General features: G+C 64.9%; 11 protein-coding genes and 1 tRNA gene. 9 read left to right on the top strand and 3 right to left on the bottom strand.

Annotated elements, in window-relative coordinates:
* Window positions 1–29 precede the first annotated feature (29 nt).
* Entirely contained in the window at window positions 30–941 is a 912-nt protein-coding gene (locus QMF22_RS08025; RefSeq protein ID WP_502846922.1) for a LysR family transcriptional regulator, read from the bottom strand.
* Between the two features lie 105 nt (window positions 942–1,046).
* Here QMF22_RS08025 and mmsB point away from each other — a divergent pair, with 105 nt between their 5' ends.
* From mmsB to QMF22_RS08010, 3 genes are read left to right on the top strand one after another with little or no spacing between them, the layout of a single operon-like run.
* The gene (gene mmsB, locus QMF22_RS08020) at window positions 1,047–1,943 is read left to right on the top strand and encodes a 3-hydroxyisobutyrate dehydrogenase (protein WP_283452175.1); all 897 of its coding nucleotides are present in this window, start codon (window positions 1,047–1,049) and stop codon (window positions 1,941–1,943) included.
* 30 nt (window positions 1,944–1,973) lie between these two features.
* Complete coding sequence (locus QMF22_RS08015; protein WP_283452173.1) at window positions 1,974–3,458, top strand: CoA-acylating methylmalonate-semialdehyde dehydrogenase; 1,485 nt, start codon at window positions 1,974–1,976, stop codon at window positions 3,456–3,458.
* 27 nt (window positions 3,459–3,485) lie between these two features.
* Window positions 3,486–4,271, top strand: coding sequence for an EI24 domain-containing protein (locus QMF22_RS08010; RefSeq protein WP_283452171.1), 786 nt, complete (start codon window positions 3,486–3,488; stop codon window positions 4,269–4,271).
* On the opposite strand, the gene QMF22_RS08005 is transcribed toward QMF22_RS08010, so the two are convergent.
* Both QMF22_RS08005 and QMF22_RS08000 read right to left on the bottom strand, forming a co-directional pair.
* Window positions 4,268–5,212 carry a cytochrome b/b6 domain-containing protein gene (locus tag QMF22_RS08005; RefSeq protein ID WP_283452169.1) on the bottom strand — a complete coding sequence of 315 codons (945 nt, stop codon included), beginning with the start codon at window positions 5,210–5,212 and terminating at the stop codon, window positions 4,268–4,270. The two genes, QMF22_RS08010 and QMF22_RS08005, sit on opposite strands and share 4 nt — an antisense overlap.
* A 209-nt stretch (window positions 5,213–5,421) precedes the next feature.
* Window positions 5,422–5,505: transfer RNA gene (locus tag QMF22_RS08000), tRNA-Leu, on the bottom strand.
* 335 nt (window positions 5,506–5,840) lie between these two features.
* Here QMF22_RS08000 and QMF22_RS07995 point away from each other — a divergent pair.
* From QMF22_RS07995 to QMF22_RS07970, 6 genes are read left to right on the top strand one after another with little or no spacing between them, the layout of a single operon-like run.
* The gene (locus QMF22_RS07995) at window positions 5,841–6,599 is read left to right on the top strand and encodes an FHA domain-containing protein (protein ID WP_283452167.1); all 759 of its coding nucleotides are present in this window, start codon (window positions 5,841–5,843) and stop codon (window positions 6,597–6,599) included.
* Complete coding sequence (locus tag QMF22_RS07990) at window positions 6,596–7,174, top strand: FHA domain-containing protein FhaB/FipA (RefSeq protein WP_283452165.1); 579 nt, start codon at window positions 6,596–6,598, stop codon at window positions 7,172–7,174. Before QMF22_RS07995 ends, QMF22_RS07990 begins: the two co-directional genes overlap by 4 nt.
* 3 nt (window positions 7,175–7,177) lie before the next feature.
* Entirely contained in the window at window positions 7,178–8,413 is a 1,236-nt protein-coding gene (locus QMF22_RS07985) for a PP2C family protein-serine/threonine phosphatase (protein WP_283452163.1), read from the top strand.
* Window positions 8,406–9,788: an FtsW/RodA/SpoVE family cell cycle protein gene (locus tag QMF22_RS07980; protein WP_283452162.1), complete on the top strand. Its 1,383-nt coding sequence runs from the start codon at window positions 8,406–8,408 to the stop codon at window positions 9,786–9,788. The genes QMF22_RS07985 and QMF22_RS07980 overlap by 8 nt, the downstream gene beginning before the upstream one ends.
* The gene (locus QMF22_RS07975) at window positions 9,789–11,240 is read left to right on the top strand and encodes a peptidoglycan D,D-transpeptidase FtsI family protein (RefSeq protein WP_283452160.1); all 1,452 of its coding nucleotides are present in this window, start codon (window positions 9,789–9,791) and stop codon (window positions 11,238–11,240) included.
* Window positions 11,237–12,943 (top strand): protein kinase domain-containing protein, encoded by a 1,707-nt coding sequence (locus tag QMF22_RS07970; protein ID WP_283452158.1) that lies wholly within the window; start codon window positions 11,237–11,239, stop codon window positions 12,941–12,943. The genes QMF22_RS07975 and QMF22_RS07970 overlap by 4 nt, the downstream gene beginning before the upstream one ends.
* Window positions 12,944–12,953: the final 10 nt, after the last annotated feature.

Genomic DNA, 12,953 nt, shown 5'->3' with positions numbered 1-12,953 from the left:
CTACTACGGGCGGGGCATCCGCTCGCTAGTCACTCGCTGAAGGCGACCGGTCGATTCGCGATCTCCAGGGTGATCGCCTCGATGGCGGCACGCACCACGGGTGAGCGCAGCGATTCGGCCCGCACGACGGCCCAGATGGGCAGTTGACGCTGAAAGTCGGCGCGCAACACGGGCACGAATTCCGGCCGGTCGTGCACCAGAAAATTCGGCAGGAGTCCGATTCCGGCGCCGGCCTGAACCGCCTCCAGCTGGGCGAACAGGCTGGTCGCCTGAAACGTGGTGGCCGGTTCCGGCAGCTCGGAGGAGCGATAGCCAAGGTCGGTCACGAGCAGGGCACTCTCGACGTACGACACGAAACTGTGCCCTTTAATGTCGTCGAGCGATTCGGGAACCCCGCGGCGAAGCAAGTACTCGCGGCTGGCGTACAACCGCAGAAAATAGTTGGTCAGAAACATCGCCTGTGCGTTGTTGACATCGTTGCGCCCGGCGACGATCTCCAGGTCGACGCCAGACCGGTTCTGGCTCACCTTTCGGGTGGCGCTGAACATCTCGATATTGATGCGCGGGTGGCTATGCTGCAGCTTCACGAGCGCCGGTGTGACGATCTCCGCCCCGAATCCATCGATCGTGCTGATGCGCAGCAGCCCCGAGAGTGGGTCGGTCCGGCTGATGGCGGTGGCGAGCGCGCCCAGTCGGTCTTCGATCGCCTCGGCCGCATTGACCGCGTGCCGGCCCAGCTCGGTGAGCTCCCAGCCGTGCGGGCTGCGCTCGAGCGTGCGACCGCCCAGCTCCGCATCGAGCGAGAGAATGCGCCGCGAGATGGTTGTGTGGGTAGTGCCGAGCGCCTCAGCGACCGCGTTGAAGCGCCCCAGTCTGGCCACGGTGAGCAGCACGAGCAGATCGTTCGGGCTCGGAAGCTGGTGTGAACTCACGGATCGCATCCTTTCGAGCGTGTGCATCTGCGCACATACCCCCTGTGAAATATTACCTTGATTGCACTCTATCCGCCTGCGAGGGTGGAGGGACACAAAGCAAAGGAGCTTCGAATGTCAGTAGTCGCATGGATCGGGTTGGGCAACATGGGCGGGCCCATGTCCGCCAATATGGTGGCCGCCGGCCACGAGGTGCGCGGGTTCGATCTGAATCCGGATGCCGTCGCCACGGCCGTCACAGCCGGCGTCACCGCCGCTTCGAGCATCAGTGACGCCGTCGCGGGCGCCGACGTCGTCTTCACCATGCTACCCAAGGGCGAACACGCCCGCGCCGTGTATTTCGGCGATGACGGCGTGCTGGCCATGGCCGACCCGGGCACCCTGCTGGTGGACTCGTCAACGATCGACATCGAGACCGCCCAGGCCCTGCACGATGCCGCAGCGGCGGCCGGCTTTCGCTTTGTCGACGCCCCGGTCTCCGGCGGCATGAGCGGCGCCACCGCCGGAACCCTCACCTTCATGATCGGTGGCCAGTCGGATGCCGTCGCTGACGCCACGACCTTCATCGAGCCCATGGCGGCGAACATCATTCCGACCGGCGGTGCCACAACCGGCCAGGCCGCGAAGATCTGCAACAATCTCATGCTGTTCATCAACCTCGCCGCCACTGCGGAGGGCGCTGTTCTGGCCGAGCGTCTGGGACTGGACAAGCAGGTGTTCTGGGATATCGCATCCGTTTCGTCGGGCGACAGCTGGGCGCTGCGCACCTGGTATCCGATCAAGGATGTCGTCGCAACGGCCGCCTCCAATCGGGATTTCGCTCCGACCTTCACCGCGACGCTCGCGAGCAAGGACATCGGGCTGGCGATCGCTGCAGCCCGCGCCACCGACACGCCGCTCGAGATCGGCGAACACGTCGCCGAACTGTTTCAGCGGCTGATCGACGAGGGCGAGGGCGGCAAGGACTGCTCCATGATCGTCAAACTCGTCGACGGCAGCCTGCACGCCTGACCCATGTCATCCACCAGAAAGAGCGCTTCCATGCAAACAATTCCCCACTACATCAACGGCCAGCGCGTCGAGTCGGCCGAACGATTCGGCCCCGTCTTCAATCCGGCCACCGGCGTGCAGGAGAAACAGGTCGTGCTGGCTTCCCGCGCGGTCGTGATCGACGCCATCGAATCCGCCGAGGCGGCCCTGCCCGAGTGGCGCACCAGCACGCTGGCCAAGCGCACGGCCATCTTCTTCAAGGTGCGCGAGCTGCTCGCCGAGCGCACGAGCGAGCTCGCCGCAATTCTCACGAGTGAGCACGGCAAGGTACTCAGCGACGCGGCCGGGGAGATCACCCGCGGGCTCGAGAACATCGAATTCGCCACTGGCCTCGCCCACATGCTCAAGGGCGACTTCTCCCAGCAGGTCTCCCACGGTATCGACGTGCACTCGGTGCGCCAGGCCGTCGGTGTCGTTGCCTGCGTCACCCCGTTCAACTTTCCGGCCATGGTGCCGCTGTGGATGATCGGCAGCGCTCTCGCCTGCGGCAACACCGTACTCCTCAAGCCGAGCGAAAAAGATCCCTCATCGGCTATTTTCATCGCCGAGATCTTCACGGAGGCCGGCCTGCCCGCTGGGGTGCTCAACGTGGTTCAGGGCGACAAGGAGGCCGTTGATGAACTACTCGACAACCCAGCGGTCAAGGCCATCAGCTTCGTCGGCTCCACCCCGATCGCCAAGTCCATCTACATCCGGGCTGCCGGCAACGGCAAGCGGGTACAGGCACTCGGTGGCGCCAAGAACCACATGGTCGTGCTGCCGGACGCCGACCTGGAGATGGCAGCGGATGCCGCGATCAACGCCGCGTACGGATCCGCTGGGGAGCGCTGCATGGCCGTGAGCGTGCTCGTGGCTGTCGGTGGCATCGCCGACGACCTCGTCGCCGCGATCACGACGCGCTTGAAGACACTCCGGGTCGGCCCGGGAACCGATCCGGCCTCGCAGATGGGCCCGCTGATCACCGGAGAACACCGCGATCGGGTTGCCTCCTACCTAGCTGGCGCCGAGGCGGCCGGCGCCACCATGGTCGTCGATGGCCGGGCGCAGAACTTCGACAGTGACGGGTTCTTTCTCGGTGTCAGCCTGATCGACCGCGTCACGCCCGGGATGAAGGTCTACGACGATGAGATCTTCGGCCCGGTGCTGTCGGTCGTGCGCGTTGACACCTTCGACGAGGCCGTGAAACTCGTCAACGAGCACGAGTTCGGCAACGGTGTGGCTCTGTTCACGCGGGACGGCGGGGCGGCTCGGCAGTTCGAGTTCGAGATCGAAGCCGGCATGGTCGGCATCAACGTGCCCATTCCGGTACCGGTCGGATCGTTCTCGTTCGGCGGTTGGAAGAACTCGCTGTTCGGTGACGCGCATATGTATGGACCGGACAGCATCCGTTTCTATACCCGCGGTAAGGTCGTCACGACCCGCTGGCCCGACCCGGCCACCTCGGAGATCGACCTCGGTTTTCCGCAGATGGCCTGAGTGAGGCGGGCGGGTTAGGGTGTGGGGGTGCCGCCTTCAACCCGTCCCACCTCCACCGGCGAGTTCTTGACCGGGGCCGGTTTTCTCGGCCGCGGCCTCAGAATGTGGATCACCACGCCGCGCCTCATGCTGCTCGGCGCCGTCCCGGCCTTACTCGTCGGTATCGTCTATATCGCCGGCATCGTGCTGCTGCTCGTCAATCTCGAGGCCATCGTCGTGGTGATCAGTCCATTCGCGAGCGACTGGGGGGAGCCGTGGCGCACGGGCACGCGGGTGGTGGCCGGTGCTGCCGTCGCGGCTGCCGGTATTCTCCTATTGGCATATACCTTCGTGGCGGTAACGCTCACTGTCGGCGGCCCCTTTTATGAGCGAATCTGGCGCGCAGTCGAGACCAGCCTCGGCGAAGCGCCGGTCGAACCCGAACGCGGCCTGCTGCGCAGCGTTCTGCGCGCGGTGGCCGACGCCCTGCGCTTGGTCGGCCTGGCCGTCGGGGTCGCTCTTCTGCTCCTGGTCTGCGGCCTGATACCCGGCCTCGGCCAGCTGCTCGCTCTCGTTCTCGGCGCGCTGTTCGGCGGCTGGATCCTCACGCTTGAGCTCACCAGCTACGCCTTCGATGCCCGCGACTTCACGCTCATACAGCGACGACGGATGCTGCGCGCTCGCCGCCCGCGCAGCCTCGGTTTCGGCGTGCTCACCTACCTGTTGTTCCTGATTCCGGGCGCGGCCGTCATCGTCATGCCGGCTGCCGTGGCCGGCGCGGCCATGCTCAGCCGCGACGTTCTCGCGTCGACGCGCGCGGCATCCGCTGTCTAGCGCTCCCGGTGAATGATGCGCCCGCTGCGCCCGGCGACGGCACGAAGGACGTTCGGGCGAGCGCCCAGCCAGATACCCGCCGTCAGTACTACCGACGCGACGAAGATCCAGACACCAAGCCAACCGCCGTCATTGCGCGCCGCGTACATGTGGTTGAGGTTGGCTTGGGCGCCCGTGGTGAGCACGAGAGTCACGTGCACGACGATGAAGACCACAAAGAAGATCAACACCACGAAGTGCAGTTTGCGGGCCACGGGCAGAGGAAAGACGTGGTCGAGCCGGCGGAACCGTGCAGACAGGCCCGGCGATATGCGCAGGCCGGTCACCAGCGCGATCGGTGCCGCGATGAAGACCACGACGAAGTAGCTGAGCAGTTGCAGGGCGTTGTAGTGCACCCAGCCAGACCCGGTCGGCCAGTTCAGCGATGCATATTGCAGCCCGGCCGAGATCGCGTTGGGAAAAATGTCCCAGTTCGTGGGCACGATGCGCAGCCATTGACCGGTCACGAACAGCAGAACGTAGAAGAGGATGCCGTTGATCACCCACAGGGTGTCGAAGACGATGTGCTGCCATAGGTCGAGAGTGATCCGGATCGGGGGATTTTTGGTGCGCACCAGCCCGGTGTTCGTGCGCGTCCAGAAAATGGTCGGACGTTTGGTCGTGCGCACCTGCCAGCCGGTGCGAATGACGAACAGAATGAAGAAGGCGTTGAGCCCGTGTTGCCAGGCCAGCCAGGCCGGAACTCCTATCGGCGTGGCTGCCAGGTGCGTGGAGGTTCCGGGGTACGTCAGCAGGAATGACTCAACTGCGGGAAGGGCGCGCACCCCGTTGGCCGCGAGCACCACGAGCGCCGGAGCAACCAGCACGGCCGGCACGATCCAGGCGAGCCGCAACCAACGGTTCGGCCGAACCAGGCTCGGCCGGGAGTCACCCCTCGTCATCACGATCCGTTCCCGCCCGGGCGGATTCCCGCAGCGTCCACGCAAGGCTACTTGTCTACCCGGCAGCGGTGTCGATCACTGACACGGTAGGTCACATTCCCAGTGATGGTAGCCGAATACCAGGCTCCGCAAACGACACAGGGCCTTCGATTTCTCGAAGGCCCTGACTGTTCGCATGGATTGAGCGCTTTACCGCTGTCAATCCGCAGTGCGCGAGAGGGGACTTGAACCCCTACGTCCTTTCGAACACTGGCACCTGAAGCCAGCGCGTCTGCCAATTCCGCCACTCGCGCGAACTTAGGAATGCTAACACTGCGAGGGGGTCCAGCGCCATTCGACGGCGCGTCGCCCCCGGTTGGGTCACCGCGCCCGGTACCGGTGGCCGCGCCACCTATGGCTGGCGCGCTCACCGGAAACTGGCGCGATGAACAACGGATGCCGTCAACCGGCCCGTCCGCCGCCCCACCCGCTCAGAAGAATACCCACGGAATGCCCATAATGGGCCTCGAATTCGGTCCGGGACCCTCCGCGGGTAGTATGACTGTTCGTGCCGTTTGCGCCCTGAAGGTGGGTTGTCACCCGAGACAAGTAACATGCTCATAGCCAAACGGACCGGATCGGGAGACCTGTGGGCATACTGGATAACTTTGAAAAAGGCTTGGAGCGCGCCGTCAACGGAGCGTTCGCCAAGACCTTTCGATCGGGCTTGCAGCCGGTGGAAATAACCTCCGCGCTGCGTCGTGAGCTCGACACCAAGGCCGCTGTCGTCGCGCGGGATCGCATCCTTGCGCCCAATCGCTTCACCGTGCGCATGTCCCACACCGACTACACCCGCATGAGCGCGCTCGGCGCCACCCTCATTGACGAGCTCACCGCCCTCGTGCAAAAGCACGGCACGGAGCAGCGCTACCAGTTCACCGGCGGCATCACGATCACCCTGCAAGACGACCGCAGCCTCAGCGAGGGCATGGTGCAGATCGACTCGAGCACGGTCAAGAGCAGCGTCGCCTGGACCCCGGTGCTCGACATCAACGGCACCCGGCACCCCCTGGTCAAGGCCCGCACCGTGATCGGGCGCGGATCCGACGCCGACATCACCGTCGACGACACCGGCACTTCCCGCCGCCACGTCGAAATCCTCTGGGACGGCTCGCGCGCCCAGGTGCGTGACCTCGGCTCCACCAACGGCTCCCAGCTCAACGGCGCCCCGGTCAGCCAGGCCATTCTCGAGCCCGAATCGATCGTCACCATCGGTCGCACCCGCATTGTGTTCCGCGTGCTCGCCCAGGCCTCACCGGACTCCCGCGAGTACCCGCGCGCCGCCCCGCCGGCCGACCCGCCAACCGAACGCCACGACATGGGCGGATTCTGGGGGCCGAACGCATGAACGTCAGCGAATTAACCCTGCTGGTGCTGCGCATCGGCTTTCTGCTCCTGCTCTGGATGTTCATCTTTGGAATCGTCTACGCCCTGCGCAGCGACCTGTTCGGCCAGCGCGTGCGCAAGATGAGCACGGATGCCGCCCCCGCCGCCGCATTCCCGGCATCCGCTGTTCCCGTCGCCGTCCCCGTCGCTGCACCCGCTGCACCTGACGCCTTCACTGCGCCGGTCGCGCGCGCCAGCCCGGCCGGCGCGAATTCAGGTGTCGACGGAGGAATGGCGACCGCCCAGAACACCACCCGCCTGGTCATCACGAGCGGCCCGAAGGCCGGCACCGAGTTTCCGTTGGGCGCCGACACCATCACCATCGGTCGATCAAGCGACTCCAGCCTGGTCATCCGCGATGATTACACCTCCACGCACCACGCGCGGCTCATGCTCTGGAACGACGAGTGGATGCTGCAAGACCTCGATTCCACCAACGGCACCTTCCTGGCCGGCGCCCGCGTCACCGTGCCGACCAAAATCCCATTGAACGCCACCGTGAAGATCGGCGCCACCAGCTTCGAGCTTCGGCGGTAGGTCATGGCGACGGTCAGTCATAGCGCAGCCGCGTCTCACGTCGGCAAGATTCGCTCCAACAACCAGGACTCCGGGTACGCCGGACGCAGCCTGTTTGTGGTCGCCGACGGCATGGGCGGCCACGCCGGGGGCGACGTCGCGTCGTCGATCGCCACCAAACGCATCATCGAGGCCGACAAGCCCTATGCGAGCGCGCAGGACGCCGAATTCGCCCTGCAGGCCGCCCTGATCGGCGCCAACGCCCAACTGGCCGAAACGGTCTTCGAACACGCCGAACTCACCGGCATGGGCACGACGGTCAGCGCCATCGTGGTGCTCGAGAACGAGGTGGCGATCGCCCACATCGGCGACTCGCGCATCTATCTGCTCCGCGAACGTGAACTCTCGCAGATCACCATCGACCACACCTTCGTGCAGCGCCTCGTTGACAGCGGGCGCATCACCGAGGCCGAGGCCATGGTGCATCCGCGCCGCTCTGTTCTCATGCGCGTACTCGGTGACGTCGAGGCGAGTCCCGAAATCGACACCTCGATTCTGGCCACGATCGACGGCGACCGCTGGCTGCTCTGCTCCGACGGACTCACTGGCGTCGTCTCGCACACCGCGATAGCCTCCGCTCTGGCGAGTGGTGCCAGCGCGCAGGATGTCGCCGACCTTCTGGTCAAAGAGAGCCTCGACGGCGGCGCCCCCGACAACGTCACGGTGGTCATCGTCGACATCGGCGCGGGCGACGGCTCCGCGCGCACCGACAGTCCGGTCATCGTTGGTTCCGCCGCGAATCCGCTCGCCTTCGGTGAGGAACCGGGCCGCAACCGTGCCCTGCGCATCCCGGCCCTGCGCCTGCACCCGGTGCGGGAAACCCACTTCGAACCCGATTCGCAGGATTACCTGTCCGAATTGATCGAAGAGGATGCCCGCCGCGCGCGCCGCCGCAAGGCCACCTGGCTGGTCGGCGTCATTCTGCTGGTGCTCAGCATCGTCACGACCACGATCATCGGCTACCAGTGGACTCAGACCCGTTACTTCGTGGGCGTCGACGGCTCCAATGTCGCCATCTACCAAGGTGTACAGCAGGACATCGGTCCGATCAAACTCTCCAGCGTCTACGAAGACACGGATCTCAATCTCTCCGACCTGCGCGTCTACGACCGTCAGCAGGTGGAGCAAACCATCAACGCCGGTTCCCTCGCCGACGCCCTGGCCATTATCGAGCGGCTGAAGGGGGCAATCGTTGAGTAAGGCATCCGCTCTGAAAACGTCGCGCGACGAGCCCGTGCGTCGCCTGCACCTGCCGCAGAAACTGCGCAACCTCGAACTGTTCCTGCTGCTGATCGCGTGCTTCATCAATGCCAGCGCGGTCATGCTCGTGCAGCTCGGCACCCTCGGCGAGCTGGACCCGACCCTGGTACTGCTCGGCGCCGGCCTGTCGGCCCTGGTGATCGGCCTGCACATCGTGCTGCGATTCGTCGCCCGCGATGCCGACCCGTTCATTTTGCCGATCGCCACCGTGCTCAACGGCATCGGTATCGCCATGATCTACCGCATCGACATCGCCGACAACCAGGGCGGCTGGGAGAGCGCCGCCGTTCGCCAGACGGTCTGGAGCGCCCTGGCCATTTTCAGCGCCATCGTCGTGCTGCTGGTCATTCGCAACCATCGTGTGCTGTTTCGGTACACCTACATTGCCGGTCTCGTTGGTGTGCTTCTGCTCTTTCTACCGCTCGTTCCCGGGCTCGGCAAGGAGATCAGCGGCGCCAGGGTCTGGATCAGCTTCGGCAATTTCGGTACCTTCCAGCCCGGTGAGATCGCCAAGATCGCCCTGGCCGTGTTCTTCGCCGGCTACTTGGTGCGCAACCGCGACAGTCTTTCCATGGTCGGCAAGAAGATTCTCGGCGCCCGGTTTCCCCGCTTTCGCGATCTGGGCCCGATTCTCGTCGTCTGGGCCCTCTCGATGTCGGTCATCATCTTTCAGCGCGACCTCGGTACGGCTCTGCTCTACTTCGGCCTGTTCCTGGTCATGCTCTACCTCGCCACCGGCCGACTGAGCTGGGTCGTCCTGGGGATGGGCTTGTTTCTCGGCGGAGCCCTGATAGCCAGCCAGACCCTCAACTACGTCAACGGCCGCTTCACCAACTGGCTCGACGCGCTCAACCCGGAGGTCTACAACGCCGACGGCGGCAGCTTCCAGCTGGTACAAGGCCTGTTCGGCCTCGCCAAGGGCGGCCTGCTCGGCACCGGCTGGGGCCAGGGACGCCCGGAAATCACCCCGGTACCGCAGAGTGACTACATCATCGCGAGCCTCGGCGAGGAGCTCGGGCTCGCCGGAATCTTCGCCATCCTCGCCCTGTATCTTCTGTTCGTTGCCCGCGGGTTTCGCATCGGCTTCGCCGGGCAGGATGACTTCGGCAAGCTGCTCTCTGTCGGCCTCGCCTTCGTCGTTGCTTTGCAGTGCTTCATCGTCATCGGCGGTGTCACGCGGGTCATTCCGCTGACCGGTCTGACCACTCCCTTCCTGGCCGCCGGCGGCTCATCGCTTGTGGCCAACTGGATCATCGCGGCCCTGCTGCTGCGGCTCTCCGACACCGTGCGCAATCAACCCAGGCTGGTGGTCTAAGTGAACCGCGAACTCAAGCGCGTCAGCATCGTCGTGATGCTGATGTTCGTCGCTCTGCTCAGCTCAACCTCGGTCGTGCAGGCCTTCCAGGCCGACAATCTTTCGGCCGACCCGCGCAATACCCGCACGCTCTACGACAGCTACCAGGTTGAACGTGGTGCCATCCTCGTCGCCGGAGAACCGATCGCGCAGTCGATGCCGGCCGACGACGACTACAAATTCTTGCGCACCTATACCAATCCAGAGCTGTACGCGCCGATCACCGGGTATATCCCGATCAACGGCGAACCGACCGGCCTCGAATTTGCTCTCAATGCCGAACTCACCGGAACCTCCAACTCGCAGTTCTTCGACAAGATCAGCGCCCTGGTCACCGGCCAGGATCCGAAGGGTGCAGCCGTCGAGGTCACGATCGATCCCATCGCCCAGCAGGCCGCCTGGGATGCCCTCGGCGATTACACCGGATCGGTCGTCGTCACGGAGCCCGCTACCGGCCGCATCCTGGCCATGGTCTCCAAACCGAGTTTCAATCCCAACCTGCTCACAGTGCACAACAATGCGGAGGTCACCGCCAGCTACGAAGCGCTGCTGGCCGATCCGAACGATCCGCTGATCGACCGGTCAATCAATTCGCTCAACCCGCCCGGGTCTGTGTTCAAGCTTGTTGTCTCAACGGCTGCACTGGAATCGGGCAAGTACACCCCGGAGAGCACCTTTCCGAACCCAACCGTCTACTCGCCGCCAGGAACAACGAGCAAGATCCAAAACTCCAGCAACGGAACTTGCGGCGCAGGGGAAACGGTCACCCTGGCCACGGCACTGCGACTCTCCTGCAACATTCCCTTCGCCGAGCTCGGTGTCGAACTCGGCGACACAGCCATTCGTCAGACCGCCGAGAAATTCGGATTCAACAGCGACTACAGCATCCCGATGAATGTGGCCGAAAGCGTGTATCCGCAGGGGCTCGACGATCCGCAGACCGCCCAGTCGGCGTTCGGCCAGTACGACGTGCAGGTAACGCCGCTGCAAATGGCCATGGTCAGTGGCGCCATCGCCAATGGTGGCGTCGTCATGGCACCGAACCTGGTGCAAGAGATTCTCGCGCCCAACCTGAGTGCCATCCAAACCTTCGAACCGAGCGAAATCGGGCGCGTCATGAGCGAGAAAACAGCTGCAACACTGACCGGCATGATGATCAATGACGTTCAGGATGGCGCCGCGAGCAATGCAAGAATAGACGGGGTCGACGTGGCAGGGAAAACAGGCACGGCGCAAAACGGGTCAACCGATCCATTCACATTGTGGTTCACCGGTTTCGCGCCGGCGAACGACCCTCAATTTGCCATTACCGTACTCATAGAGGACGGCGGGGGAATGGGACAAACCGGGTTCGGCAACCTTCTTGCCGCACCTGTCGCACAGAAAGTACTAGAGGCGGTGCTTAACAAATGAGACCCACAGCAGGCCTCACCTTCGGGGGACGATACGAGCTGCAGTCGCGCATTGCGATTGGCGGCATGGGCGAGGTGTGGAAGTCCACCGACCTGGTCATCGGCCGCAGCGTCGCCATCAAGATTTTGAAGGACGAGTACCTCGGCGACCCCGGTTTTCTCGAGCGCTTCCGCGCCGAAGCCCGCCACGCCGCTCTCGTCAACCACGAGGGCATCGCGAATGTCTTCGACTACGGCGAAGAAGACGGCAGCGCTTTCCTGGTCATGGAACTCGTGCCCGGCGAAGCCCTGTCCACCATCCTCGAGCGCGAGCACGTGCTGCCGACCGACAAGGTGCTCGACATCGTCGCGCAGACCTCTGCCGCGCTGCACGCTGCCCACGCCGCCGGTCTCGTACACCGCGATATCAAGCCCGGTAACCTGCTCATCACGCCCGAGGGCCGGGTCAAGATCACCGACTTCGGCATCGCCCGCATCGCCGACCAGGTTCCACTCACCGCGACCGGCCAGGTCATGGGCACCGTGCAGTACCTCTCGCCCGAGCAGGCCAGCGGGCACCCGGCGTCACCGACCACCGACATTTACTCCATCGGCATTGTCGCCTATGAGTCGCTCGCCGGGCGCCGTCCATTCACAGGCGAGTCGCAGGTCGCCATCGCCATGGCGCAGATCAACGAGATCGCACCCGACCTGCCGGTGACCGTCTCCGAGCCGGTGCGCAACCTGGTGTTCGCCTGCCTGGCCAAGAACCCGGCTGACCGGCCGGCGTCCGCTGCCCACCTGGCGCGCGCTGCATCCGCTCTGCGTCGTGGTGACGTGGCCGCGGCCGCCGTGGCCGTGCCATCTGTTCTGGGCGGGCTCAGCGCCACCAGCGCCACCATGCTCATGCCCGGCGCCGGGAACGACCAGGCCACCACCATCCTTCCGGCCACCGGTGCGCCCATCACCCGGGCATCCGCTGCAGCAGCCGCCGAAGCGGAGAAGAAGAAGCGCAGCAAGTGGACCTGGCCACTCATCGCCCTCGTCGCCCTGCTCGTGATCGTGCTCACCGGCACGCTGATTGCGCTGTTCACCCAGAACAACGAGACGCCGGCGCCGGTGGAGACGTCGCAGACGCCGTCGACCACGCCGACGCCGTCTCCCACACCGACGCCGAGCCCGACGCCCACCCCGACTCCCACGAACACCTCGGTCAACCCTGACGACTTCGTCGGCAAGCCGAGCGCCGAAGCCGCGGCCTTGCTCGTCGACATGGGCTTCGTGGCCGACATCGCCACGGGCAATGCCGCCGCGACCAGTGACAACGTCGACAAGGTCTACCGGGTGAACCCCACCGGCCCGGTTCCGGCCGGCACCACCGTGGTCCTAACCGTTTATGGCCCGGTTGCAACGCCGAGCACGCCGACGTCGGCCCCGACGGCGACGCCCTCGCCGGCGGCCCCCGCCGGTACGGTCACGGTCAGCTGGAACGCGCAGACCTGCCCGGCCGGCCAAACCCTGGCGGGCTACGAAATCGCCACCGAGGGCGGTGCCGCCGTCATCACCTCGGCCAATCCCACCAACGCGGAAACGACGACGGGCACGATCACGGCCGGAACCGAGAATTTCAAGGTCAAGTTCCGCTACTTCTGTGGTCAGGTCAGCTCCGAGTTCTCGCCCACGGTCGATGTAAAAGTCACGGGCGACCCAGCTGTCACGGAGTAACCGCCGATGC

This window comes from Cryobacterium sp. PH31-L1 (assembly GCF_030063145.1).
Lineage (GTDB): Bacteria > Actinomycetota > Actinomycetes > Actinomycetales > Microbacteriaceae > Cryobacterium.
The sequence above is the reverse complement of the archived record's forward strand: the minus strand, read 5'-3'. Positions and strand labels throughout refer to the sequence as shown.

What these genes read in the sequence shown, in the direction of transcription:
- QMF22_RS08025 (WP_502846922.1), bottom strand. Translation starts at nt 941, where the DNA reads ATGCGATCCGTGAGTTCACACCAGCTTCCGAGCCCGAACGATCTGCTC.
- mmsB (WP_283452175.1), top strand. Translation starts at nt 1,047, where the DNA reads ATGTCAGTAGTCGCATGGATCGGGTTGGGCAACATGGGCGGGCCCATG.
- QMF22_RS08015 (WP_283452173.1), top strand. Translation starts at nt 1,974, where the DNA reads ATGCAAACAATTCCCCACTACATCAACGGCCAGCGCGTCGAGTCGGCC.
- QMF22_RS08005 (WP_283452169.1), bottom strand. Translation starts at nt 5,212, where the DNA reads ATGACGAGGGGTGACTCCCGGCCGAGCCTGGTTCGGCCGAACCGTTGG.
- QMF22_RS07990 (WP_283452165.1), top strand. Translation starts at nt 6,596, where the DNA reads ATGAACGTCAGCGAATTAACCCTGCTGGTGCTGCGCATCGGCTTTCTG.
- QMF22_RS07985 (WP_283452163.1), top strand. Translation starts at nt 7,178, where the DNA reads ATGGCGACGGTCAGTCATAGCGCAGCCGCGTCTCACGTCGGCAAGATT.
- QMF22_RS07970 (WP_283452158.1), top strand. Translation starts at nt 11,237, where the DNA reads ATGAGACCCACAGCAGGCCTCACCTTCGGGGGACGATACGAGCTGCAG.